We start from the raw sequence: 25690 nt of genomic DNA, 5'->3' as shown, positions 1-25690 counted from the left end.
TCGCGAGGCGTCGGGCTTTGCAAGACCCTAGCGCATGGCGGGCGCGGAACAAGCCCGTGCGTCAAGGCTCGGCCTTTGCGAGCGCCTCCACATCCCCGCCTCAAGCGCGGGAAGCGCCGCGCGGATCGCCTCGATCGGCCAGTCCCACCATGCGAGCGCCAGAAGCGCCTCGATCACCTCGGGCGGGAAACGCCGCCGCACCACCCGCCCGGGATTGCCCGCGACGATCGCAAAGGGCGGCACATCCGTCGCGACAACAGCCCCCGCGGCCACGATCGACCCGGCCCCGATCGTCACACCGGGCATCACCATCGCGTTGAACCCCAGCCAGACATCCGGGCCGACCACGGTGTCTCCGATTGCGGCATTCTCCTCGAGATATTTCCCGGCCGTCTCCATATCGAAGATACGAAACGGATAGGTGGTGAGCCCGCCGATCGGGTGATTGGCCGAAGCGGTGATGAAGCGCACCCCATGCGCGATCTGCGCGAAAGCCCCGATCACCAGCCGCTCGGGGCAACCGGGATAAAGATAAGGCGCCAGCTCTGCCGCCGCATCCGTCACCGGGGCAAGCGGACTGTAATAGGCATAGGGCCCGACCTCGATATTCGGGTGATCGATCACCGCCTGAAGAAACACGGTCGGTTCATGGGGCGTGCCGTCGGGCAGAAGAACGGGATGGCGGGTATCGGGCGCAGGAAAGCGCCGCGGCAGCGGATGGGCGGACATGCAGAGACCTCTCTCGATCAGGGTTTCAGGGAAACGGGATCAGGAAAGGGTCTTGTCCATCGAAGTCTCCATCGCTGTGGCCCCCGTATACCGCAAAGACGGGACTGCCGCCAGATTGTCACGTGCTGCCGTCAGGCCGAACCGGTCGCGGCATATCCCTCTCACGCACGAGAAAAGCTCCGGATCGTGATGCCTTGCCCACCTGCGAACCCTTCGGGTCGCTCCATATTCGGGTCTGCCGCTGCGAACCTGAAAAAATCGCCGTCCAATTCGTAGATGGCGGGTATCGTCTGTCCGGCATCGTCACCGATCGCGTCCATCCAGTCGATACATTTCGGATAGCGGGCCTCATCGAGCCTGAAGCTACCCTCTAGGAGCGTCGCCCCTTCGGGAAGCGCTACATGAAAGGTGCAACCCGACACCTTCATCACCGCGCCCTGCGCTCCATGCGTATCGGGGCGGTCCGCCTCGCCGTCTTCCTCGAAAGACCGTTGAACCCAACGCCCTTGCAGCCGGTCCAAATCAGTTTCCACGAGCTCCTCCCGAACCATAGGCGGCAAATTGGTGAAACGCGCAAAAGAGTGCAAACCAAAAGCAAAAGGGCCGCCCAACCGGGCGGCCCTTCGCAACTCGACAGGATCAGAAGATCACTCGAGGATTTTCGAGACGACGCCGGCGCCGACGGTGCGGCCGCCTTCACGGATGGCGAAGCGCAGGCCGTCTTCCATCGCGATCGGGGCGATCAGCTCGACGGTGAACTTCAGGTTGTCGCCCGGCATAACCATCTCGGTGCCTTCCGGCAGCGTCACGGTCCCGGTCACGTCCGTCGTGCGGAAGTAGAACTGCGGACGGTAGTTCGCGAAGAACGGCGTGTGACGGCCACCTTCCTCTTTCGTGAGGATGTAGGCTTCCGCTTCGAACTTCGTGTGCGGCGTCACCGAACCCGGCTTGCACAGAACCTGACCACGCTCAACGCCATCACGGTCGATGCCGCGCAGCAGCGCGCCGATGTTGTCGCCAGCTTCACCACGGTCGAGCAGCTTGCGGAACATCTCGACGCCCGTGCAGGTCGTCTTCTTGGTGTCGCGGATACCCACGATTTCCAGTTCGTCGCCGACGTTGATCACGCCACGCTCGACGCGGCCGGTCACAACCGTACCACGGCCCGAGATCGAGAACACGTCTTCGATCGGCATCAGGAACGGCTGGTCAACCGCACGCTCCGGCGTCGGGATGTAGGCGTCGACCGCTTCCATCAGCGCACGGATCGAGTTCTCGGCGATCTCCGGGTCGCGGCCTTCGAGAGCGGCCAGGGCCGAGCCCTTAACGATCGGAATATCGTCGCCGGGGTAGTCGTAGGACGACAGCAGTTCGCGGATTTCCATCTCGACGAGCTCGAGAAGCTCCTCGTCGTCGACCTGATCAACCTTGTTCATGTAAACGACCATCGCCGGGATGCCCACCTGACGGCCGAGCAGGATGTGCTCGCGCGTCTGCGGCATCGGGCCGTCGGCCGCGTTCACCACCAGGATCGCGCCGTCCATCTGCGCCGCACCCGTGATCATGTTCTTCACGTAGTCGGCGTGGCCGGGGCAGTCGACGTGCGCGTAGTGACGGTTCTCCGTCTCGTACTCAACGTGCGCCGTCGAGATCGTGATCCCGCGCGCTTTCTCTTCCGGTGCGCCGTCGATCTGGTCATACGCCTTGAAGTCACCAAAGTACTTGGTGATCGCAGCCGTCAGAGTGGTCTTGCCGTGGTCAACGTGGCCAATCGTGCCGATGTTGACGTGCGGCTTGTTACGTTCAAACTTTTCCTTTGCCATCTCGCAGGGCGCCTCTGGTTAGGGGGCCGCTTTGGCGCGGGCCCGAGTCAATATCGCGCGCTACCTATTGCGCCGGCGGGGAAAAATCAAGCCCGGATTGCACGGTTTCGCCCCCCTGCGAACGGTTTCATATTGGCCGTGCGACGGCCCGTGCTACCTTTCGCGGATGCAACGTTCCGCCATCGCCCCGCCCCGGGCCCTGCCTGCCCGCGCGCCGCTCGCCGAGAAACCCCTCGGGATCCTGCCCAGCCTGCGGGCCGCGCGGCGCAATCTGCTTGAAATCATTCCGGAAGTGGCCACTTACGCACCGATCATCTCGGGCAATACAGGGGCGCGCTGGCACATGGTGATGGATCCCGACAGCCTGCGCCACGTGCTCAAGACCCGCGTCGAGGATTATCCGAAGTCGGTGGTGACCAAGCTGATCCTCGGCCCCGCCGTGGGCGAAGGCCTCTTCGTCGCCGAAGGTGCGGAATGGCGCTGGCAGCGCCGGGCCGCAGCACCGGTCTTCGCCGCGCGCAACATGGAAGCCCTCGCCCCGGTGATGCAGGCCGCCGCCGAAGCCTCTGCGCGCCGTATCGCCACCGCCGCCGGAACCGGCCGCGCGATCGACCTGCATCAGGAGATGGTCGCCGCGACCTTCGAGGTGATTTCCGACGTGACCTTCTCGGGCGACGAAGGCTTCGACCGCGCAGCGATTCATGCCGCGATCGACGCCTATATCGCGCAGACCGCGCGCGTCTCGCTACTTGATTTCTTCGCCCTGCCCGGCTGGGTGCCGCGCCCGCATCGTCTCGCCTCGGCCCATGTGTTGCGCGATCTCAAACGTCACGCGGATACCGCGATCACCGCGCGGCACAAGGCGGGCGCGAAAACCGTTCCGGATCTGCTCGACCTGCTCGACGGCGCGCAGGATCCCGAAACGGGCCGCGAGATGAGCCCGGCCGAGCTGCGCGACAACCTTCTGACCTTCATCGTGGCCGGCCACGAGACGACGGCGCTGACGTTGGCCTGGGCGCTCTATCTGTGCGCTTTCGATCCGCAGGTGCAGGAGGCTGCGCGCGCCGAGGCGCAATCCCGGCTCGGCGCGCGCCCCGCCGGTGTCGAGGACTTGCCGCATCTTCCGCGGATTGCGCAGATCGTGAACGAAAGCCTTCGCCTCTACCCGCCTGCCGGGTTCCTCTCGCGCACCGCGCGCCGGCCCGACCGCCTCTTGGGGCGCGAAATCCGCAAGGGCGACACGGTGATGCTGCCGATCTACGCGCTGCACCGCCACCACGCTCTGTGGGAGGACCCCGACGCCTTCCGCCCCGAACGCTTCGCCAATCCGTCCCATGACCGTTTCGCCTTCCTGCCCTTCGGCGCGGGCCCCCGCATCTGCATCGGCGCGGGCTTCGCGCTGCAAGAAGCGCAGATCATCCTCGCGACGCTCCTCGCCCGGTTCCGCTTCACCGCCGTTCCGGGGCGCGAGCCGGTGCCCGAGATGATCCTGACGACCCGCCCGAGGGGTGGCATCTGGCTGACGGCGGAACGCGCCTGATCCGGGGCCAAGGGGGCAACCCCTCGGCTTCGCCTCCGCGGCAGATATGAACCGGGAGGAAGAAAACTCATCTCTTCCTCTTGGCGAAAATATCCCGGGGGTGAATTGCCCGGCAGGGCAAGAGGGGGCAGCGCCCCCTTTGTGGCTCACCCGGGGCAGCCCGGGCGAAACCTCAGGTGAAGGTGTTGCCGCGCGGGAAGCCGCGCGGGGCCATGCGACCGGCCGAGGCGCGCTTGCCGATCCATTCGGCAAGGTCGAGCTCGGTGCGGGTGCGGCCCGCCGGATCCTTCCAGCTCAACCCGTCCGCCAGCAGGAAGGTGGTGGCGTCAGACAGCCCGCCATCCTTGTATTTCTGCAACCTCACGCCCTTGCCGCGTGCCATCTCGGGCAGCTCGTCGAGCGGGAAGACCAGCAGTTTCCGGTTCTGGCCGACACAGGCGACCGTATCGCCCGCGATCTTCGCGCAGACGGTGGTCCTGGCCCCGCCCTTCATGTTGAGCACCTGCTTGCCCGAGCGGGTCTGCGCCACCAGCTCCTCGCCGGGGCAGACGAATCCGTCGCCATCCGACGACGCCAGCAGGTATTTCTCGCCCGCTTTCGGCACCAGAAGATGGGTGACCTCCGCCTCGTTGGGCATGTCGACCATCAGCCGCAGCGGCTCGCCCATGCCGCGCCCGCCAGGCAGGTTCGCTCCCAGCACCGTGAAGGCGCGCCCGTTCGAGCCCATCGCGACGATCCGGTCGGTGGTCTCGGCATGCATGGCGAACATCGGACCGTCGCCATCCTTGAACTTCACCTCGGCATCAAGCGGGTTGTGGCCCTTCATCGCGCGGATCCAGCCCATCTTCGACAGGATCACGGTGATCGGCTCGCGCTCGATCATCGCCTCGATCGGCACTTCCTCGACCTCGCCGGCCTCGGCGAAACCGGTGCGTCGCGCGCCGCCCGGCGCATCCTTGCCGAATTTCTTCGCGATGTCCTTCAGCTCCGAGCCGATCTTCTTCCACTGCAGCTTCTCGGAGCCCAGCAGATCCTCGAGCCCGGCCCGCTCCTCGATCAGCGCATCGCGCTCGCGCTTGAGCTCCATCTCCTCAAGCTTGCGCAAGCTGCGCAGGCGCATGTTGAGGATCGCCTCGGCCTGAACTTCCGACAGCTCGAACTCGGCCATCAGCATCGCTTTCGGCTCGTCCTCGTAGCGGATGATCTCGATCACCCGGTCGAGGTTGAGGAAGGCGATGATGTAACCTTCGAGCACTTCGAGACGCGCGTCGATCTTGTCCATCCGGTGCTGCGAGCGGCGCACCAGCACCTCGCGGCGGTGATCGAGGAAGGCGCGCAGCACTTCCCCCAGCGAACAGACCTTCGGCACGCGCCCGTCGATCAGCACGTTCATGTTGAGCGAGAAGCGGATCTCCAGATCGGAGTTCTTGAACAGCATCCCCATCAGCATCTCGGGCTCGACCGTGCGGGTCTTGGGCTCGAGCACGATGCGGATATCGTCGGCGCTCTCGTCGCGCACATCGGCCAGCGCGGGCACCTTGCGGGTCTGGATGACCTCGGCGAGACGCTCGATCAGCTTCGATTTCTGCACCTGATAGGGGATCTCGGTGACCACGATCTGCCATTGGCCGCGACCGAGATCTTCTTTCTCCCAGCGCGCGCGCAGCCGGAACGCACCGCGCCCGGTGCGGTAGGCCTCGAGGATATTCTCCTTCGGCTCGACGATCACGCCACCGGTGGGGAAATCGGGTCCGGGGATAAGCTCGACAAGTTCCTCTTCGGTGATCGAGGGTTTCGCGATCATCGCGAGACTCGCCTGCACGAGTTCGTCAAGGTTATGCGGCGGGATGTTCGTGGCCATCCCCACCGCGATACCGCTTGCGCCATTGGCCAGCAGATTCGGGAAGGCGGCGGGCAGAACGATGGGCTCTTCGAGCGTGCCGTCATAGTTCGGGCGGTAATCGACCGCGTTCTCGGCCAACCCCTCGAGCAGCGCCTCCGACGGGAAGGCCAGACGCGCCTCGGTGTATCGGCTCGCCGCCGGGTTGTCCCCGTCGATATTGCCGAAGTTGCCCTGCCCGTCGACCAGCGGGTAGCGCATCGCGAAATCCTGCGCGAGACGCGCCATCGCGTCATAGATCGCGGCATCGCCATGCGGGTGATAGTTGCCCATCACGTCGCCCGAGATCTTCGCCGATTTCCGGAAGCCACCGGTCGGCGACAGCTTCAGTTCGCGCATCGCGAAAAGGATGCGCCGGTGCACCGGTTTCAATCCGTCGCGCGCATCGGGCAGCGCCCGGTGCATGATCGTCGAGAGCGCATAGGTCAGGTAGCGCTCGCCGATCGCACGGCTCAACGGTTCGGTGGTCGTGGAGAGGGGGTTTTCGTCGTCACTGCTCATGGATTTTTTCTAAAGCCGCGCCCGGTCACGGTCCAGCGGGAAACGCTTTCGGGGGAAAAACTCGGGAACTTTTCCCCTGTTGGAGGAATTCCCCCAGCGTAAGGAAGAACAAGAGATGATAAACTAAATGTGATCCGAGTCCTTTGCGATCACGGGGGAGCGAAAAGATGGGGAAACTTTTGATTACGACCCTCGCGGGCATCTACGCAGTGATGGCGATCGGCGGACGGGACCTGCCGACAGACCAGACGCAGATGGCTCAGGCCGCGCCCGCTCCACAGGAGCAGGCTGCACCGGAGGAGGTCGCGCAAGCCGCGACCGACCCGCTCTACGATCCGACGAAGATCACCGCCCCGTCCGCCAACGCGGCGATGGTCGAGAAGGCAGCCCTGATCACCCGCGTTACGCCGGTGGCGCGGATGCCCGGTCCGGCGTTGCAACCCTCGCCCGAATATCGCAGCCGCGAGAAAGCCCCCGAGGTCAAGGGCGGCACGCTCTGGGAGGTCACCGCCAATTCGCTCAACGTGCGTTCGGGCCCCTCGACCGGCGACAGCGCGATCGACCGCGTCCTGCGCGGTGAACAGGTGCTCGTCGTGGCCGAAAGGGATGGCTGGGCACATGTTAAGATCGAAGGCGACGGGATCGACGGCTGGGTCGCGAAACGCTACCTGAGCCCGGCGAACTGATCCGCGCTCGACGACTGAACGGATTGATCAGGCGGGCCCGTGAAACGGCCCGCTTTTTTGCCTTTCGCGCAACGCTCCGCGCGGGCGATCTTGCCGTGACACTTGCAAACCTTGCCTTTTCATCGCCCCCTCCATATCCCGCCAAAAGGCAGGGACGCTCCGATGCGCGGCACGGCAAGCGACGACAGACAGGAAGAGGCGGGCAAGAATGGCAAAGACGATCCTGATCACCGGATGCTCCTCGGGCATCGGCTATGACGCGGCGCACGGGCTCAAGGCCGCGGGCTGGAAGGTCTTCGCGACCTGCCGCCGCGAAGAGGATTGCGAGCGCCTGCGCGCCGAGGGGCTGACCTCCTTCCAGCTCGACGTCGCCGATCCCGAGAGCATCGACGCGGGCTTCAACGAAGCCCTAGCGCGCGGACATGGACGTCTCGACGCGCTCTACAACAACGCGGCCTTCGCCTGCCCCGGAGCGGCGGAAGACATTCCCCCCGGCGCGTTGCGCGAGATCTTCGAGACCAATCTCTTCGGCCTGCACGACCTGACCGCCCGCGCGATCAAGGTGATGCGCGCGCAGGGCGACAACGGCGAGGGGCGCATTCTTCAGTGCTCCTCAGTTCTGGGGATGGTCGGCTATCAGTGGCGCGGCGCATATGTCGCGACGAAATTCGCGCTCGAAGGGCTGACCGATGTGCTGCGCCTCGAGATGCGCGACACCGGGATCAAGCTGGTGCTGATCGAGCCCGGACCGATCACCTCGAAATTCCGCAAGAACGCGATCCCGCATTTCGAGAAATGGGTGGACTGGAAGAACTCCGCCCGGCGCGCGCAATATGAAGAGCAACTCCTCGACCAGCTCTACCACCGCGAAGGCCCCGCCAAGTTCGAGCTTCCCGCCTCGGCCGTCACTCAGGTCATCCTGCGCGCGCTCGAAGCCCCCCGCCCGAAGGCGCGCTACATGATCACCACCCCGACGAAGGTGATGGGCGTGGCGCGCCGGATCCTGCCCGACAGGATGCTGGATTGGGTGCTCGCGAACGGGTGAAAAAGCTTTCGCAATTCCGCTCGCTCCGGCTATGTCTTGGTACGAGAGGGAGAGGAAATGCATGCGCAACGACCCGTTGTTCTATGTCGTGGCCGCTGCGAGTTTTGCGGTACTGGTCATTTTGATGATTGGCATCGCCGGGTTCGGACGTGGCGGTGATTTCAACAAGAAACACGCGAACAAGCTGATGCGGCTGCGCATCGCCGCACAGGCAGTCGCGATCGCGCTGATCCTGTTGTTCGTTTATCTGAGAAGAGGTGGCTGATGGTCGTTCTCAATCGCATCTATACGCGCACCGGCGATGCCGGGGAGACGGCGCTGTCGAACGGAACCCGCGTGGCGAAGCATTCCGCCCGCGTGACCGCCTATGGCACGGTCGATGAGCTCAACGCGACGCTCGGCATTGCGCGGCTGCATGCGGGCGAGGTGCTGCAAAAGCAGCTCTCGGTGATCCAGAACGACCTCTTCGATCTGGGCGGCGATCTGGCACGGCCTGACATGGAGCACGATCACGAAGCGGGCTATCCGGTGCTGCGCATGGTCGAGAGTCAGGTGACCCGGCTCGAAACAGAGATCGACGCGATGAACACCAAGCTCGAGCCGCTGCGCAGTTTCATCCTGCCCGGCGGCACGCCTCTGTCCGCGCATCTGCACATGTGTCGCACCGTCGCGCGTCGCGCCGAACGCGAGGCGGTGGCGCTGGCCGCGATCGAAGGCGTGAACGAATGGGCGGTGAAATATCTCAACCGCCTGTCGGACTGGTTCTTCGTCGCCGCCCGGATCGCCAATGACGATGGCAAGGACGACGTGCTCTGGGTGCCGGGAGGCAGCCGGTAAAGCCTCTTTGGGGCGGGGCGACCAGCCCCGGGCCGCGCCCGACCCTCCCCCAGGGAGGGCGCATTGGTGATGAGATCGCGGGTCCGACCGACCTGCGGGCTTTTGAGATAAAGCGCAGGCCACGAGCGTTGCGACGCGCCCACCCGAGGGTCAGGCGCGTCCCTCATCGCTCACTTCACCGCCAGCCCGTCCTTGTCGAAGAACACCAGCCGGTCGGCCTCGAAGGCCAGCCCCGCCACATCGCCGGGACGCAAATGCGTATCTCCCGCCACCCGCACGTTCACCGGCCCCAGCGGCCCGCAATCGAACAGGATGAACGTATCCGCGCCGAGGAATTCGACCACATCGACGCGCCCGTCGCATTGCCCCTCGCCCTCTGCCACGAGCGAAATATGCTCGGGCCGGATACCAAGCTGAGTAGCCGCGCCAGACGCACAGGCCCCGCCGCGCCCGCCTTCAAGGCTGTAGCTTCCGCTCGCCGCCGAACAGGGCATCACGTTCATCTTCGGCGAGCCGATGAACTGCGCCACGAACAGGTTCGCCGGGTTCTCGTAAAGCTCGCGCGGGGTGCCCACCTGCGCGATACGCCCGTATTCCAGCACCACGATCCGATCCGCCAGCGTCATCGCCTCGACCTGATCGTGGGTCACGTAGATCATCGTGCGCTTGAGATTGCGGTGCAGCCGCGCGATCTCCAGCCGCATCTCGACCCGCAAGGCCGCATCGAGGTTCGACAGCGGCTCGTCGAACAGGAACGCCGTCGGGTCGCGCACGATCGAACGTCCGATCGCGACCCGCTGACGCTGCCCACCCGAAAGGTCCTTGGGCCGCCGGTCAAGATAGGGTTCGAGCTTCAGGATATCGGCCGCCGCATCGACCTTGGCGCGCCACTCGGCCTCCTTCACCCCCGCCATCTTCAGCGAGAAACCCATATTCTCGGCCACCGACATATGCGGGTAGAGCGCGTAAGACTGGAACACCATCGTCAGCCCCCGCTTGGAGGGCGGCTGATCGGTGACGTCCTTGCCGTCGATCAGGATCTTGCCGCGCGAGGTATCCTCGAGCCCGCCGATCATCCGCAAAAGCGTGGATTTCCCGCAGCCCGAGGGGCCGACGAAGACGACGAATTCCCCATCCGCGATCTCGAGGTCGATCCCCTTGATGACCTGAACCTCGCCGAACCATTTCTCGACACCCGAGAGTGTAATCGCCCCCATCTCAGCCCTCCTTCCCGGCCCAGGCAAGCCAGACCGCCGCCGTCCAGGTAAACGCCTTGCCGCCCGCGGCCTCGCCGGTCATCGGGTCGAAATATTCGACGAAGCCGTAATTCGCGATGACCTCCTGCGTCCGCTTGCGGACCTCCTCGCCCAGCGCGATCCCGGCCTCGGCGGCGCCCTCGCCGATCATCATGTTCATCATCGCCCAGGTCGGCCCGCGCCAGTAGCGTTTGGCATCGAAGCGCGGATCGAAGGGCGCGAGCGAAGGCACCCCATAGGGAGCGGCATCGAGGACGCGCTGAAGGTGGCGATCCATTTCGGGTGCCGAGACTCCGCCGAACCAGCACAGGAAGGAAGCGTTGGTCAGGGCGTTTGCCCAGATCCCGTTATTGCAATTGTAGCTGTCGAAGAAGCCCATGCCGGGGTTCCAGAGCGCCTTCGCCCCCTCTTCCAGCCCGGCGATCTGGTCCTCCAGACCCTCGGTATCCAGCCCGAGGTGATCGCCCGCGACCAGAAGCTCGCGCAGCCCCCGCAGCAGAATGAAATGCATCGTCGGATCGGCGACGCGGAACGGGTTGCCTTCCGCCATGGCCGCATCGTCCCAGCCCAGCCGCTTGCCGCGCTGCACCAGCCAGATATAGCGGTCGTAATCGTATTTCGTGGGCCGCATCGAGGCATCGACATGCTGGGTGTCGCGGCGCTCGTAATAACCCACGCCCTGCGGGTCCACGCCCTCCATCGCGTTGTCCCAATCCACCGCGTTGTCGCGCCCGGACTCCCAGGGATGGATGACGAAGATCGCCCCCTTCTCGTCGCGCCGCCAGCGCAGGAACCAGTCGGCCCAGGCCCGCATCTTCGGATAGAGCGCGCGGAACCGCTCGGCCCCGAAATCGGGGTCCTGTCGCAGCAGGCGCGGCGCGAAGCTCAGCGCGACGGGCGGCTGGGTGATCCCCGAGGACGCGATCGGCCCGTTGCATCCCCAGACATCGGGCCCCGGGAAATAGCCCGGATCGGGCTTGTGAAACAGGATATGCGGAACCATGCCGCTCTCCCATTGCCCGGTGAAGAGCGTCTCGATTTCCTGCCACGCCCGGTTCAGATCGAACCGCGCGAAGCCAAGCGCGGCAAAGGCGCTGTCCCAGTTCCACTGGTAGGGATAAAGCCCCGCCGTCGGCACGGTATAGCCGCCGCGGTCATTGGCGATCAGGATCGCCTTCGCGGCCTCGTCGCGCTCGGAAAACACCGCCTCGGGCGGCAAGGTATCGGTCATCATCGTCTTATCCTTTCACCGCGCCGGCCGTCAGGCCGCGGGTCATGAAACGTTCCAGCCCGAGGAAGATCGCCATGATCGGCACCGTCGCGATCACGGCCCCCGCCATCAGATGCTGGCGCGGGATCTCGGAGGAGTTGAGCGAGGCAATCCCCCGCGTAAGGGTGAATTTGCTTGGATCGTCGAGCAGCATGAACGCCAGCAGGAACTCGTTCCAGGCGATCATGAAGACGTAAAGGCCAACCGAGGCCAGCGCGGGCAGCGCCAGCGGCAGGGTGATCTTCCAGATCACCTTCAGCCGCGAGAGCCCGTCCATCAGCCCGGCCTCCTCGACCTCGACGGGCAAGCCCCGGAAGTAGCCCTGCAGCATGTAAAGCGCCACGGGAATGGTCGTGACCGGGTAGATCAGCACGATCCCGAGGATCGAGTTGCGCAGCCCCACCATCGAATAGGCGATGTAGATCGGCAGCGCCAAGACGATCATCGGCACCATGTAGATCAGCAAAATCCCGCGCGAGAACACCTTCTGCCCCCGGAACCGCAGCCGCGCCACCGCATAGGCCCCCGGCACGGAAAACAGCAGCGTCAGAGCCACGGTCAGCACCGAGACATAGAAGCTCGTCCACATGTAGCGGCCGAAATTGAACCTCTCGAACAGCTCGTAATAGCTGTCGAAGAGATGCCATCCCTTGCTGAGATCGATGGTGAAATCGAGCGGATTCAGCATCAGCTCCTGCTGCGATTTCATCGAGGTCATCACCATCACGTAGAAGGGAATGATGACGATCGCGGTGAAGAACAGGTAGCCAAAGCCGGTCAGGAAGCGGATCACCGCCTCCTCGAACTCGTGCCGGTTGGCGACCCCGAAGGGCAGCCCCTTCAGGATCGTGCCCAGCGGGATCGCCACGATGCCAGCCAGCACGATGGTCAGCGCGACCCGGCTCGGCATCGCAAAGCCGTCCCCGAATTGCAGCGCACCAAGACCCGTGCCCATCAAGGCCAGTGCCACGACCACCGCGACCCCATCGGTCAGCCAGCGATTGCCGCGCCAGACGCTGACCAGCCCGGTGATCGCGCCAAGGACCAGAGCCCCCCAAAGCGCGGGCCGCGCCGCCTCGCCGCTCGCGAACGAGACCGCGACGCCCAAAGTCACCGCCATCACCAGCGCCCAGAGCGCCCCGATGATCGGCCCGGTCAGATAGCCTTTGTGCAGGAGTTTCATAGCCCTTCCTCCCGGCTGATCATGCGGAAGAAGAAGGCCGAGAAGATCAGCAGGCAGCCGAACACGACCACCGCGACCGCCGCCCCCGCACCGATATTCGACACGGCGAAGGCCTGCTCATAGACGTTCACGGTCAGCGTGCGCGTGCCCGCATTGCCGCCCGTCAGCAGGAAGATGTCGTCGAACTTGTTGAAGGTCCAGATGAAGCGCAGCAGGAACAGGACCGAGAGGATCCCCAGCAGCTGCGGCAGGCTCAGATACCAGAACTTCTGGAACGGAGAGGCCCCGTCCATATCGGCCGCCTCATACATATCCGTGTCGATGCTCTGCATCCGCGCAAGGATGAACAGGAAGGACAGCGGGAAATACCGCCAGACCTCGAACAGCGTCACCATGATCAGCGCCAGAGGCTTCTGACCGAAGAAATTGATCGCACCCTGGCTCACGCCCATCTGCACCAGCAGCGCATTGGCCGAACCCGAGAACGGATCGAAGAGCGTGATCCAGGTGAAGGCCACGGCGATCACCGGGGCCACGTAAGGGAACAGATAGAGGCCCCGCAGGATGCCCTGCCCCTTGAAGCTCTTGTTCAAGAGCATCGCCGCGAACAGCCCCACGACCAGCGCGCCAAGCGTGCCGAAAACCGTGTAGAAGACCGTCACGCCGAAGACCGACCAGAACTCGCCGCTGTCGAAGAGCTTGCGGAAATTCTCCAGCGTGAAGGTGGAATTGGTCAGCACGTTATCGGCGGCGCCACGCACGACAGGCGCACCGTCGCGCACCGCCTGCTCGGCGGCTTTCGGGTCGCCCGCGATCTGCGCGTCGATACGGAATCGTTCGTTGTAACCCGGCGCGAGCGTGCCGAAATCGCAGGTCATGGTCTGACCGCTCAACGCACAGCCCTGCGGCAGTTCGCCGGTCAGCGTCACGCCCTCGGGCAGAGTATCGGTAAAGCCCGCGCCATAGAGTTCTGCCGTGCGCGAGGGGTTCGTCACCCGATATTCCAGTTGCGGCACGTCGCCCCGGTCGCGCAAGGAGACGCGCAGGCGGGTCTCGGCGGGGCGAAGGTCGCCCAGTTTCACCGGCTTCACCGAGATCCAGAAGATCGCAAGAAGCGGGATGATCACCACCAGTGCGACGATCGTGATCGTGGGTAAAAGCAGGCCCCAGGCCAGACGCGCCTCGCGTCGGGCGAGCGCGCCGCGCCCCTTGGGCGGCGAAATCTCGGTCATGACATCCTCCCTGGATCGCCCCCTTGTCCGGCGGGGCGGGGTCGGACAGGGCGCGCGCGCCCTGCCCTGTCACTCAAGCGCGATCAGTTGATCTTCGACAGCTCGTCATTCATCTTCGCGACCGCATCCTCGGCCGAGATGTTGCCGTCGAGATAGTCGCGCACGACGCGGTTGATCGACTGGGTGTTGAGCATCTTCGAGGCCAGCGCCAGCTGACCGTCGCTCACGCCCCAGCGCTGCGCGGTGTCGAGGCCCTTGGTGATCTCGTCGATCACGGCCGGATCGTAGAGATCCTTCAGCGGCGCCTTGCGATCCACGCCGACCGGAAGGGTCGCCCATTCGGTGGTGAACTTGGCCGGGTCCGCATCGGTGCCGCGACGGGTCGGGAACTTGCCCTCCGGCGCGATCGAAAGCGTCTGCCCGTAGCCTTCGTTCATCGAGTAATCCACGAACTGCTCGGCCGCGTTCATGTCGGCATCGGTGGTGATCCCGAAATAGCGCATGTCGGCCCAGCTCGCCCCGTCGGGATTGTCCGGCCCGGCGATCTTGGTCACGACGCCGGTATCCTGCGCGAGCGCCTTCGAGGTGGGATCTCCGTCGATCATCGGCGGCGCGGAATCGCGCAGGCCCGCCAGTTCGTCGAGGATGAAGGGCGACCACATGATCATCGCCGCCTTGCCTGCGAAATACAGTTCGCGCGACTGCTTCCAGTAATTGTCGCCCGGAGGCGAGGCCTCGGCCAGCGTCTTGTAGAATTTCAGCGCGTCGACCGTCTTCTTCTCGTCGAGCGGCTTGAACCCGTCAGGCCCCACCGGCGAGACGCCATTGGCCAGGAAGATCTGTTCGAGCACCTGGCTCATGTAATTGTCGTCGACCTTCGTGGCCGCGACGAAGCCATACATGTTCGGCGGATCGTTGAGCTTCTTCACCGCCGCTTCCATCGCGGCGAAGGTGGTCGGCGGCGCGAGGCCTTCCTTCTCGAAGATGTCCTTGCGGTACAGGATCATCTGCGTCCAGCCATCGACCGGAACGGCGGCATAATCGCCGTCGGTCTCGACCATGTTCAGCGCGCCGGGCGCGAAGGTCTTGGGATCGAGCTTGTCCACGACGTCGGTCGCGGCCCCGCTGTCGAGAATGCCCGCTTCGGTCCAGGGCAGCACGTTTTGCAGCGGCGTGTAGATCACGTCGGGCAGATCGCCGGCGGCGAAGGCGGCGGTGGCGCGGGTGTTGAGGTCGCTCTCGGTGACCGGGATCACCTCCACGTCGATGCCGGTCTTCGCCTTGAAGTCATCGGCCATCTTCTGCTGCTTGGCCAGACGTTCGGGCTGTTCCTCGGTGGTCCAGAACTTGATCGTCTCAGCCTTCACCGCGACCGCGCCGAGCATCAGCGCGGCGGCGGCGGTGCCCAGCAGGGGTGCCAGGCCGGTTCCACGGATAAGTTTCACTTATTTTCCTCCCGATTGGATAAGTTTGGCTTATGGGTTTGCGGGTGGCGGCCCGTCCGAGCCGCCGGGTTCGAGGCGCGCCTGGACCAGCTCTTGCAAACTGGCCGGGTCCGCGCCCCGCAATTGCGCGATGAGCAAAGCGGCGAGTCTTTCGCCCGCATGCCGACTGTCCACCGCGAAACTCGTGAGCGGCGGGTCGACCATCCGCCCCTCGGGAATGCCGTCATAGGAGATCACCGACAGCTCGCGCCCGATCCGCAGCCCGCGTTCGCGCGCCACGTCATAGGCGCCGAGCGCGGTGGCGTCGGTCGCGTAGAGGATGGCGGTCGGCGGATCGGGCAGATCGAGCAGATCACGCGCAGCCCGCGCCCCGCCCGCACGATCGCTGACCTCCATGATCTCGAGCGTGGGATCGAAGCCGATCCCGGCCTCGGCCAGTCCCGCCTGATAGCCCTCACGCCGCAGCACCGCGAAGTTATAGGCCGACGGCGGACCGACGAAACCGATCCGCTTGTGTCCCAACCCGACAAGACGCGCGACGGCGGCGCGCATCGCCGCGGCCCCGTCCACGTCATACCAGCTCAGATCCGGATCGGGCTTGCCGTGACCGACGCGGCCGAACAGCACGAAGGGCACATGCTTGGCGCGCAGGAACGCGACACGAGGATCCTCGACCATGGTGCGCGGCAAAATGAAGCCGTCGACCTTGTGCTCTTGCAGGAGTCGGGTGACGGTCGCCTCCATCTCCTCGCGCGAATTGGATGAGGCGACGGTCAGCGTCCAGCCTTCCAGCGTCGCCTCCTGCGTGATGCCACCGAGGAAATCCGCGAGGAACGGGCCGTAGCGGTCGGGCGCGTCGAGTTCGAGCACGAGACCCAGCGCGCGCACCCGCCCCGTGCGCACGGCCTGCGCGTAGGGCATCGGCGCATAGCCCATCTGCGCCGCCATCTCGGCCACGCGGCGGCGTGTCTCGGGTGCGATATCGGCATAATCGTTGAGCGCACGCGAAACCGTGCTCTTGGTCAGCCCAAGCGCCTCGGCAAGATCGGAGATGCGCACCCTGCGGGCGGCGCCCCTGCCTTGCGAAACCGTGTCGCGAATCTCCTCCATGTCGGAAAGCTACGCGACCGAAACCGGTTTCGTAAAGCCGAAACTGGTTTCGGTGCGACAATTCCCCTCACCATCGCTTGTGCTGCAGCGCCGCAAAAAACACTCCAAAGGGGCGAAAAATGGTGGGACGTATGTCTTTCGACACTAGGTAAAATCCGGCATCTTCGTCATAGAGGTGTCCGCGAGTGTCTTTTGTGGAACGAGTGCTGCCCGATGAACGTCGACCTTCCCGAGGGGGAGAGCCCGCAGCTCTCCAAAGTCGCGGATCCGCAGCGGCTCAACGCCCTGCGACAGACGGGCCTGCTGGAGGCGGCGCCGGTTGCCGCGTTCCAGCGTGCGACGCGACTTGCGACGAAACTGATCGGCGCACCGGTCTCACTGGTCTCGCTCGTCGATGAAAACCGCCAGATCCTTGCCGGGCAGAGCGGCTTGAGCGCCCCCGGCGACGTGCCGCTCCTCGAGACGCCGCTGAGCCATTCCTTCTGCCGCTACGTGGTCGAGCGTGACCGCTCGCTGATCGTGCCCGACGCCCGCAAGGACCCGGAGTTGCGCGACAATGGCGCGGTCGAGGATCTGGGCGTGATCTCCTATCTCGGCGTGCCGCTGCGCACGACCGAGGGACATGTGTTGGGCTCGTTCTGCGTGCTCGGCCATGACCCGCGCGACTGGACCGAGGAGGAGCACGAGCTCGTCGCCGATATCGCAGCCGGAGTGGAGGCGGAAATCCGTCTGCGCCGCCAACACGTCATCTCGCGCCGCGAACAGGAGGTGTTCCGCGCCATTCTCGACCAGATGCCGGTGAGCGTGGCGCTGGCCGAGGTGGGCACGGGCCGCCTGGTCGATGTCAATTCCAGCGCGCGGGCGGTGATGGGCACGCAAAAGCCGAACAGCCCCTTCGCGCCGAAGCTGGAGATCTATGCCAGCGACGGGCGTCGCTACGAGACGCAGGACCTGCCGCTCAGCCGCGCCGCCGTGTCGGGAGAGGTCATCACGGCCGAAGAAATCCGCATCGAACGCAGCGACGCCGCGCCGCGTGACCTCGTCGTTTCCGCACGCCGCATCGACAGCGATCCGCCGCTTGCGGTCTCGACCGCGCTTGACGTGACCGAACTCAACACCGCGCGTCGCGAGGCGGCCGAAAGCGACAAGCGGCTCGCGCATTTCCACGAGGTGACGCGCGACGGCATCGTCGAACTCGACCGCGAGGATCGCGTGCGCTTTGCCAATTCCGTGCTGCGCAAACGTTTCCGCGACACGGTGAGCGAAACGGCGGCGAGCGGCCTTATCGGTTCGGTGCTGTGGGAGAGCGCGCCGCATCTGCGCGGCTCGGCCTTCGAGGCGGCGCTTGAGCGCGCGCGCGCGACGAGTGAGCCGCAAAGCACCGACCAGATGGGGCTCGATGAGCGGGTGCTCGAGGCCCGGATCTATCCCGATGGCGAGACGATGGTCGTCTATCTGCGCGACGTGACCGACGAGCGGATGATGGCGCAGGCGCGCGACACGCTTACCCGGGAACTCAATCACCGCGTCAAGAACGCCTTCGCGATGATGTCAGGCCTGATCGGGATGACCGCGCGCCATGCCGCGAGCCCCGAGGCGATGGCCGCAGGTCTGCGATCCCGGATCACGGCGCTGGCGCGCGCGCATGAGCTGATCAGCCCGACCGCCACGATCGAGCGCGACTTCCGCGGCGCGGCGGATCTCGGCGCATTGATCGCGGTGGTGCTCTCGCCCTTCGTGGAGGCGACCGACAGTCGGCTCGACATCGGCGGGCCCGAGATCGTGCTGAACCATTCGGGCGCCACCAATCTCTCGCTGATTCTGCACGAGCTGGCGACGAATGCGGTGAAGTACGGCGCGCTCTCGCATGACGCGGGGCGGCTTGCGGTCAGCTGGTCGCTGACCCCCGAAGGCCAGCTGGAACTGCGCTGGGAAGAGAGCGGCCATCCGGGCGTTCTCTCACAACCCGGGCATAACGGCTTTGGCTCACGCCTGATCGATCTGACGGTGAACGGACAATTGCGTGGCTCCTATGGAACCGAATGGGCCCCGGAAGGGTTTAGATCCTGCATGACCGTGCCAATGGATCTGATAAAAGGGTGAGGTAAGCCCATGTACATGAGCAGCACGCGGCTGGAAGGCCGCCATGTTCTCGTTGTCGAGGACGAAATCTTCATCGCTTATGACATCGCTTACTCGATCGAGGAAGCGGGTGGAGTGGTGGAAGGACCAGTCGCCTCTCTCAGCCGCGCGCGCGTGTTGCTGGCGGATTCGGATTGCGCGATCGATGGCGCGATTCTCGACATGAACCTTCTCGACGGGCGGGCGGAGAGCCTTGTTCTCGAGCTGCACGAGCGCGACATCCCGCTGGTGGTGAATACCGCCGAGCCGTTGCCGCTCTCGTTCCAGTCGCAATTGCCCGACGTGCCGGTCTTTTCCAAACCGACGATGCCGGAAACGCTCACCGCCGCACTGCACGAGCAGATGACGCGCTGAGTGCGCCGGCGACAGCCCCGGACCTTCACCGATCGCTCGCGCAAGCGTGACCGGGTGCGACATTTCGGGCAGTCGCCGGAGCGGCGGGCGCCTCCCCATAGTTCCCGTCACCTTATGCGCCAAAGGGAGGTGACGCATGACCCGATCCCAGAACGATCCCCGTCCAGCGGGCGCGGCTACCCCGTTTCATACCGTGAACGGAATGCTTGCCGCGATCGGCCTCGTCGTATTCGGCTATGAGTTCGACAGCGGCAAAGGCCCCCGCCCCGAAACGCCACAAGTGGCCGATGCAGCCGATCTCGCGAGCGGTCCCGACCCCGAGAGCGGCAGCGCAGATGCGATGCCCGATCATCTCACGATCCGTGTCTCTGGTGACGAGATGAGCCTGCGCGGCCATATCGCGCCGGGCGATGCGGGGCGTGTCGCGCTCGAGATCGCGGCGCGGCGGCGCGCGGGCAGTCCGGTCGCGCGGGTCACGCTCGACAGTACGGGCGGCTCGCTGCATGACGCGATCCTGATCGGGCGGGTGCTGCGCAGCGCCGGCGTCACGACCGAGGTGCGCGACAACGACATCTGCTTTTCCGCCTGCCCCTATCTGTTCGCCGGTGGCGCGCAGCGGATCGCGCAGGCGAAGGCACGGCTTGGGGTGCATCAAAGCACGGATGCCGAACTCGATCGGGACCGGCAAAACCCGCGCAAGGCGCTGTCGGATCTGCAATCGAGCGAGGCGCGGGTGATCTCCTATCTCGACGAGATGGGCGTGGGTCCGGGCATGTTGCAGCCCGCGCTCGCGACCCCGCCCGACCGGATCCATGTGCTCAGCGCGGAGGAACTCTCGCGCTATCACCTGACCACGGGGCAGACCAGGGGCTGAGCGGCTCAGACCGGCAGGCGATGGGAGGCGATGATCGACCAGATCTCGGCGTTGATCGCCTGCATTTCGGCCAATGCGGTCTCCATCTCGGCCAGCGTCGCACCATCGAGCACGCTTTCCTCTCCGATCCGCAGGCTGGATTTGCGATCGGCGATGCGCATCTGGATCGCGCGCACCGGGCCGCCGCCCGCGTCGAAGGCGTAGAGACAATGGTTGAAATGGTTGCGCAGCCCCGACACCTTCTTCATCCGCGCAGCGACGGCGAGGATGCGCGCCCGCGCGGTTTCAGGCAGCGGGCAAGCTTCACGCTTGGCGAGACGCTCCACGAGATCGAGGCGCGCCCGCGTCGTATTGAGCGTCAGGTGAATGATCACCGCCGCGTCCTTGTCCGTTCCCGCAAGCCCCGCGATCAGGTGGATCAGCAGGCTTTCGGTATTGGTCCAGGCATAATTGATCCGGCCCACCTGCATGAGGAAAGCGTCGAACTCGGGCGGCGGCGCGCCGCCCAAGTGCGCTTCACGCCCCGCCACGGCGGTGATACCAGATCGCTGCTTCGGTCCGGTTCGACACGCCGAGCTTGCCGATGATGCGATGGATATGCAGCTTCACCGTATGCTCGGACAGGCTGAGCTGACCGGCGATGATCTTGTTGGGCTGACCCGAGGCGAGCATACCCAGAACCTCTGCCTCGCGCGGGGTGAGCCCCGAGCGCGCGGCGACCTCGTCAGGATCCATCGTGCCACGGCGCTCGGCGCCCGGCGGCTCTGCCGGACGACAGCGCAGGAGCGCGGGCGGAATGTAGTGCCCGCCCGAGACGATCATGCGCAGGCTGAGAAGCCAGGTCGTCAGGTTGAGGTTCATCGGCAGCAGGCTGATCTGCCGCGCAAGGATCCGCGCGCCGAAGCGATCCATCAGCGTCTCGCCGAAGCGGTCATCCTCGAAGGCGATGATCAGCTTGACCCGGTCGAGCAGCGGCGCGCGCTCCTCGGCCAGTTCCAGCAGCGCCTCGGCATGGGCCTCGTCGGCGACGAGCGTGCACAGCGCCCCCACACCTTCGAAGTGTCCATCCGCCCCCAGCTCGCGCCGGAAGCTCTCGATATCGCCGATACGCAGGCTATGCGCAGGCGAGATCTCGGCCTCGACGGTACGCAGAACTGTATCGGAAAAGATTTGCGATGCGCCGAGAAAACAGATCGCGGCGTCGTCACGTCGACAGGACATGCTCACGCGCGCCCCCTCGGCATCGGTTTTGGATAATGCATTCATGGCGGCCCCCATTCCGACCAGGAATTCCCTCGTTATTTACGGCAGTCCCCACATTTGACCTGCCGATATAGACCCTAACATGGATCGTTTTCCCGGGCGTCATCCATTCGGATTACGCTACGGTAAGGAATCCCGCAGAGACCCATGGAAAGCGTGAAATCGGGGCGAATCGAAGGGAGAGTCGCGATTCGCCGCAATGCTGCATGGGCAGGGATAGCGGTCACGACATTTCACACCACCAGATCTGGAACGGGCCCGGTGCAAAATGCTGCAGGTGCAGCATAGGCGCGCGGCGTGGAGCGCCATCGCCGCACGGTCCGCCGCTGTGGAAAAAACCGCGCCGCTTCAAGTGCCTACAGGTTGGGTGAGGTGATTAGACCCATTTGCTAGCTAGGTCCGACTGGCGGTCGGGCGCAGGATGTTGGTGTCGCAGCTGGGGGCTGTGACGCGCCTTCTCTCGACGAAGCCCGACACGGGTAATCCAGTTTCGAATCAGTGAGATTCGGAGCCCGGGTTCGCTGTGCCGCGCGGTTTGGGAGCGGGTGCAAACCGGGGGCTCGCCCCCCAAGCGCAACGGTTCGACCTACCCGTTTGAAACAGAGTGACGGGCTCGAACCAGACAACTGGGAGAGTAATCATGACCAGCAGACGTCAAACCACCATGGGAATGGATCATCACGACGACCACGATCATCACGACGATGATCACGGCACGCCGCCGACGGCGCCCGATCCGATCGAGACCCAAAGCCAGCAGCAACAGCAGCAGCAACAGCAGCAGGTGAAGAACGACAGCGAAAGCTCGTCTTCGGCCGATGCTGATGCCGGTGCGATCGCGGGCGCTGGCGCCATGGCCGGGGCCGGTGCCTATTCCGAAGGCAGCGACAACAAGAACATGGCCCACAACGACACCGACGTGAAGAACGGCTCGTTTTCGGGCTCGAGCGCGGACAATGAGGTGAACATCTCGATCGACTTCCCCGATGACGGGATTTTCGGCGAGGACAATGACTTCGCCGATTTCGATCTGCACAACTCCTCGGTCGGCGACATGGTCATGGCCAACGGGAATATGAATTATTCCTACGAGTATGACCCGGGCAACGACCTGAAGCTCGACGACATCCTCAATGATGCGCTCGGTGGCGAGGGCAACGATGTCGGGATGGTCAATGCGCTGTCGAACAACCTCGTCGACAACGACACCCTCAACAACCCCACGGTGAGCAACGCTGGCGCCGGGTTCCAGCAGAGCGGCTCGATCACGGGCGGCACTGCCTCGGCTGAAGAGGGCATCTCGGCAAGCGGCGCTGATGGCGGCGAAGGGGCCGATGATGTCGATGCCGCAGGCGGCGGTGCCTTCTCGGGCGGCGGCATCTCGCTGGCCGGTGGCGGCATCTCGATCGCGGCGAGCGAGACCGAGGGCGAAGGCGGCGACGGGGCCGCGGGTCTTGGTCTGGGCGTCGGTCTCGGGCTCGGCCTGTCGGGCGCGGGTGCCGAAGACGGTGATGCTGAAGCCGAAACCGAAGGCGGTGGCGGCGGCGGTGGCTGGGGCTACTCGATGAAGCCGATGGGCCCGCCCTCGATGGATGATGGCGGCGGAAGCTCCATGGCGCATGACGGTGGCGCGGTCGCAAGCTCGCAAGGGCTCGGCCTCGGGCTCGGCATGGGCAAGGGCGTCGGCGGCGATGGCGGCGACGGGTCGGCCTGGTCCTCGACCGGGTCGAGCGCCTCGGGCGGCGGCGCCTGGTCCACGGGCGGCGCCTCGACCGGCGGCGCGGGCGGCTCCGTGAGCGCCATTGGCGGCGCGGGCGGCAACCTCGGCCAGTGGGGCTCGGGCAATGGCGATGACGGCATCGTCACCGGCCAGTCCTATGCCGATGCGAGCGCGGCGATCGACACCACCGCCTTCAACCAGTCGATCGTGATGGGCGCCAACATCCTCGGCAATGCCGTGGATACGACCATCGTCGGCGGGTCGATGTCCTCGACCTATATCGGCGACGACGACATGACGTCGTGACCTGACACTGGCGGCGCGCCTCTCGCGGGGCGCGCCGTCACCTTTTTTGCCCCCAGGTCCGGTCTCGCTCCGCATCCCGACCCGGCAGGCGCCAGACCGCACGCGGTCGCATCATCGGCGGAGCGAGAGACAACCCGGGCGCAGTACCGGGATCCGGGCAACCAGGGGGGTGGCTATGCTCGATCGCCAGACGGAAATCATCGCGCATTTCATCGGGGCCTTTAACCAGACCACCGAGAAGCTCGCAGCCCGACAGGATTACGACGCCTTCCGCGCGGCGCGACTGAGCGAGCCCGACGAGGGCAATTTGCTGAATGTCGAAATCCAGGTGTCCTCGGATTATTCACTGGAAGACTACGGGCCGGGGCTGGCCTTCGATGCTCCCCCGCCCCTGCCGACCGAAGCGCCCTGGCTGCCGGTCGCGCAGATGCCCGAGCGGATCCTGCCCGATCTGGGGCCGTTGCCACCGCCGGGCTATGAGCAATCGCCCGAGATCGACCCGCCGGTGATGACGCTGCCGCCGAATTTCTACATGCTGCTCGATCCGCCCGGTTCGGTGGTCCAGATCACGGTGCAGATCAACACGCTGGTCGATCAGGACGTGTTGGTGAACCGGCCCTTCGAGATGCCGGTCGAACTGCTGGGCGCCTACGGGCCCGAGGCGAGCGCGGCAAAGCTGACGCTTCTGGCCGAGGCGGGTGATGCGCTGAGTGTGGCGACCCCCGAGCTTGGAACGAGTGCGGCGGCTCATGCCGGGATGCTGATCGAGGCGATGGATGCGCTTGATCCGCAGGCGTTCGGGGACGGGGTCGACGTGGCGCTGTTTCGCGCGAGCCCTATCCAGCCGGTGCCGGAGCCCGCATCCGGCGAAGACGCAGAGGCGCCGGAGACAGATCCGGCCCCACCCCTTCTCGGACCCGGTTTCGACGGCAGCCCGGTGATCAACGGCGTACTGGCCGAGTCCATCCCTGAGACGCTCAAGGAACGGCTCGAGGCGCGCGATGCCGAAGGCGAGACGGAAGACGAAACCGAAAACGCGGGCGACATCCCCGGTATCGTGGATGTCGAGGACGAGGCCGCAGGCACGGTCTCGGGCCAGAATGCGGAGCCTGTGCAGCTCGAATTCACACAGAGCCTCGAGACCGGCGACAACCTGGCCCTGAACCAGTATCAGGCGGCGCATGAATGGCTCGACGCCCCGGTGATCGCGGTCGCGGGCAGCGCGCTGTCGCTCAGCCTGATCTCGCAGGTCAACGTGATGCGCGATATGGATTTCGCGAACTCCTCGTCGGCGTCCTTCACAGCCACAGGCGCCCTTTCCTCCGATCCCGCCTCGCAGATGGTGAATGCGGCGAGCTTCACGCAGGAGGCCAATCCCGCGCAGTTTCTCGATCTCGATATTGCGGGCGGAGCGAAGATGGTGGGGCTCGTGCACATCGAGGGCGATGTGACGGTCGACAATCACATAACGCAGGTCAACGCGATATCGGATGGCGATCTGGTGAGCTACGAGTTTGGCCCCTATCAGACCGAGATCACGATGGGCGGCAACTCTGCCGTCAACCTCGAGACGCTGATCGAATATGGCATGAAATTCGACGTGATCCTGATCGGCGGCGATCTGATCGAGATCGCGCAGATCGAACAGATCAACGTGCTGCTCGACGACGATCTGATCCTCAGCGATCCGTCGATGGGGGACACGGCGGGCGGCGGCGCGCTGGTGCAAAGCCATGACAACCTGCTGTGGAACGAAGCTTCGCTGACCAAGATCGGGATCGATGCGCAGATGGAGATGAGCGCGCGCTTTCAGGCCACGCTCGACAAGCTCGCCGGTCTCGCCGAGGGCGAGAGCGGGGCGACCCCGAGCGGGGCGGCCTTCGACGCGGTCAAGGAACTGTTCGACGATCCGCTTCTGGCCGGGCTGGACGCGTTGCGGGTGCTCTGGATCGAGGGCGACCTGATCATTCGCGACACGCTCACCCAGATCAACCTGATCGACGATGCCGATCTCGTGTCGGCGGGCGGCGGCGGGCCGGAGGGGATCGGGGTCGAGACCGGCGACAATATCCTGGGCAATGTCGCGGGGCTGACGGTGGCCGGTGTCGACAGCACGATCATGGCGAGCGACGGGGTCTATTCCGACGCGGTGATCTGGCAGGCGGGGATGCTGGACGAGGGGCCGCCCGGTCTGGGGATCGGCAACGGGCTGGAAAACGGGCTCGGCCATGGCAACGGCAACGGGGCGCTGGCCTCCGAGGCGGTGGTCTTTCTCGCCGACGGCATGATCGAGGCGCAACCGAATTACGACGACGAGGATTTCCAGACGGGTCCGGGGGCCCATGGCGTAGCCCATGGGGCGGGTACGTCGCTGGATGCATTACACGGCGTTCTGGCCTGATCAGGCCGGGCGCATCCGAAACGGGGGAATGACGGATGCAGGACGAGAGGGCGGGGGCAACCCCGAAGGAAAG

General features: G+C 65.1%; 22 protein-coding genes. 10 read left to right on the top strand and 12 right to left on the bottom strand.

What is annotated here, in order from left to right:
* Positions 1-27: 27 nt before the first annotated feature.
* The 3 genes from BMI90_RS10895 to tuf form a co-directional block, all read right to left on the bottom strand.
* Positions 28-729 (bottom strand): CatB-related O-acetyltransferase, encoded by a 702-nt coding sequence (locus BMI90_RS10895; protein WP_078529292.1) that lies wholly within the window; start codon positions 727-729, stop codon positions 28-30.
* Between the two features lie 161 nt (positions 730-890).
* Positions 891-1250 carry a TIGR03067 domain-containing protein gene (locus tag BMI90_RS10890; protein ID WP_210401940.1) on the bottom strand — a complete coding sequence of 120 codons (360 nt, stop codon included), beginning with the start codon at positions 1248-1250 and terminating at the stop codon, positions 891-893.
* A gap of 126 nt (positions 1251-1376) precedes the next feature.
* Positions 1377-2552, bottom strand: coding sequence for an elongation factor Tu (tuf, locus tag BMI90_RS10885; RefSeq protein WP_078529289.1), 1176 nt, complete (start codon positions 2550-2552; stop codon positions 1377-1379).
* 166 nt (positions 2553-2718) lie between these two features.
* Here tuf and BMI90_RS10880 point away from each other — a divergent pair, with 166 nt between their 5' ends.
* Positions 2719-4092, top strand: a complete 1374-nt coding sequence (locus BMI90_RS10880) for a cytochrome P450 (protein WP_078529287.1) — start codon at positions 2719-2721, stop codon at positions 4090-4092.
* Positions 4093-4264: 172 nt separating this feature from the next.
* Here BMI90_RS10880 and parC read toward each other — a convergent pair whose 3' ends face one another.
* A complete protein-coding gene (gene parC, locus BMI90_RS10875) occupies positions 4265-6493 on the bottom strand; it encodes a DNA topoisomerase IV subunit A (RefSeq protein ID WP_078529285.1) in 2229 nt (742 codons plus the stop codon).
* Between the two features lie 167 nt (positions 6494-6660).
* Between parC and BMI90_RS10870 the strand changes: the two genes are divergently transcribed.
* The 4 genes from BMI90_RS10870 to BMI90_RS10855 all read left to right on the top strand — a co-directional run bounded on the left by BMI90_RS10870 (position 6661) and on the right by BMI90_RS10855 (position 9061).
* Positions 6661-7179: an SH3 domain-containing protein gene (locus tag BMI90_RS10870; RefSeq protein ID WP_078529283.1), complete on the top strand. Its 519-nt coding sequence runs from the start codon at positions 6661-6663 to the stop codon at positions 7177-7179.
* A 208-nt stretch (positions 7180-7387) separates the two neighbouring features.
* Positions 7388-8224, top strand: a complete 837-nt coding sequence (locus tag BMI90_RS10865) for an SDR family NAD(P)-dependent oxidoreductase (protein ID WP_078529281.1) — start codon at positions 7388-7390, stop codon at positions 8222-8224.
* Between the two features lie 61 nt (positions 8225-8285).
* On the top strand, positions 8286-8489 hold the full coding sequence (locus BMI90_RS10860) for a twin transmembrane helix small protein (protein WP_078529279.1): 204 nt from the start codon (positions 8286-8288) through the stop codon (positions 8487-8489).
* Positions 8489-9061, top strand: a complete 573-nt coding sequence (locus tag BMI90_RS10855; protein WP_078529277.1) for a cob(I)yrinic acid a,c-diamide adenosyltransferase — start codon at positions 8489-8491, stop codon at positions 9059-9061. Before BMI90_RS10860 ends, BMI90_RS10855 begins: the two co-directional genes overlap by 1 nt.
* Positions 9062-9231: 170 nt before the next feature.
* On the opposite strand, the gene ugpC is transcribed toward BMI90_RS10855, so the two are convergent.
* From ugpC to BMI90_RS10825, 6 genes are all read right to left on the bottom strand, one after another.
* Entirely contained in the window at positions 9232-10278 is a 1047-nt protein-coding gene (gene ugpC / locus BMI90_RS10850; RefSeq protein WP_078529275.1) for a sn-glycerol-3-phosphate ABC transporter ATP-binding protein UgpC, read from the bottom strand.
* Position 10279: 1 nt separating this feature from the next.
* A complete protein-coding gene (locus BMI90_RS10845) occupies positions 10280-11548 on the bottom strand; it encodes a hypothetical protein (protein WP_078529605.1) in 1269 nt (422 codons plus the stop codon).
* A 7-nt stretch (positions 11549-11555) separates the two neighbouring features.
* On the bottom strand, positions 11556-12770 hold the full coding sequence (locus BMI90_RS10840; RefSeq protein WP_078529273.1) for a carbohydrate ABC transporter permease: 1215 nt from the start codon (positions 12768-12770) through the stop codon (positions 11556-11558).
* Entirely contained in the window at positions 12767-14002 is a 1236-nt protein-coding gene (locus BMI90_RS10835; RefSeq protein WP_078529271.1) for a sugar ABC transporter permease, read from the bottom strand. Before BMI90_RS10835 ends, BMI90_RS10840 begins: the two co-directional genes overlap by 4 nt.
* Before the next feature lie 83 nt (positions 14003-14085).
* Positions 14086-15387, bottom strand: coding sequence for an extracellular solute-binding protein (locus BMI90_RS10830; RefSeq protein ID WP_078529603.1), 1302 nt, complete (start codon positions 15385-15387; stop codon positions 14086-14088).
* Between the two features lie 90 nt (positions 15388-15477).
* A complete protein-coding gene (locus tag BMI90_RS10825; protein WP_078529269.1) occupies positions 15478-16557 on the bottom strand; it encodes a LacI family DNA-binding transcriptional regulator in 1080 nt (359 codons plus the stop codon).
* A 213-nt stretch (positions 16558-16770) separates the two neighbouring features.
* Here BMI90_RS10825 and BMI90_RS10820 point away from each other — a divergent pair, with 213 nt between their 5' ends.
* The 3 genes from BMI90_RS10820 (at position 16771) to BMI90_RS10810 (ending at position 19927) form a co-directional block, all read left to right on the top strand.
* Entirely contained in the window at positions 16771-18660 is a 1890-nt protein-coding gene (locus BMI90_RS10820) for an HWE histidine kinase domain-containing protein (protein WP_078529267.1), read from the top strand.
* A 9-nt stretch (positions 18661-18669) separates the two neighbouring features.
* A complete protein-coding gene (locus tag BMI90_RS10815) occupies positions 18670-19053 on the top strand; it encodes a hypothetical protein (protein ID WP_078529265.1) in 384 nt (127 codons plus the stop codon).
* Between the two features lie 136 nt (positions 19054-19189).
* Positions 19190-19927 (top strand): hypothetical protein, encoded by a 738-nt coding sequence (locus BMI90_RS10810; protein WP_146671261.1) that lies wholly within the window; start codon positions 19190-19192, stop codon positions 19925-19927.
* Between the two features lie 5 nt (positions 19928-19932).
* On the opposite strand, the gene BMI90_RS10805 is transcribed toward BMI90_RS10810, so the two are convergent.
* Complete coding sequence (locus BMI90_RS10805; protein ID WP_246831533.1) at positions 19933-20436, bottom strand: hypothetical protein; 504 nt, start codon at positions 20434-20436, stop codon at positions 19933-19935.
* A 7-nt stretch (positions 20437-20443) separates the two neighbouring features.
* The gene (locus tag BMI90_RS10800) at positions 20444-21148 is read right to left on the bottom strand and encodes a response regulator transcription factor (RefSeq protein WP_210401947.1); all 705 of its coding nucleotides are present in this window, start codon (positions 21146-21148) and stop codon (positions 20444-20446) included.
* Between the two features lie 682 nt (positions 21149-21830).
* Between BMI90_RS10800 and BMI90_RS10795 the strand changes: the two genes are divergently transcribed.
* Positions 21831-23216: a hypothetical protein gene (locus BMI90_RS10795; RefSeq protein WP_146671259.1), complete on the top strand. Its 1386-nt coding sequence runs from the start codon at positions 21831-21833 to the stop codon at positions 23214-23216.
* Between the two features lie 175 nt (positions 23217-23391).
* Entirely contained in the window at positions 23392-25617 is a 2226-nt protein-coding gene (locus BMI90_RS10790) for a hypothetical protein (RefSeq protein ID WP_078529258.1), read from the top strand.
* Positions 25618-25690: the final 73 nt, after the last annotated feature.

This window comes from Thioclava sp. L04-15 (assembly GCF_002020275.1).
In the GTDB taxonomy this organism is placed as follows: domain Bacteria; phylum Pseudomonadota; class Alphaproteobacteria; order Rhodobacterales; family Rhodobacteraceae; genus Thioclava; species Thioclava marina.
Note: the sequence above shows the minus strand (reverse complement) of the source record. Positions and strands in the feature narration are given on the sequence as shown.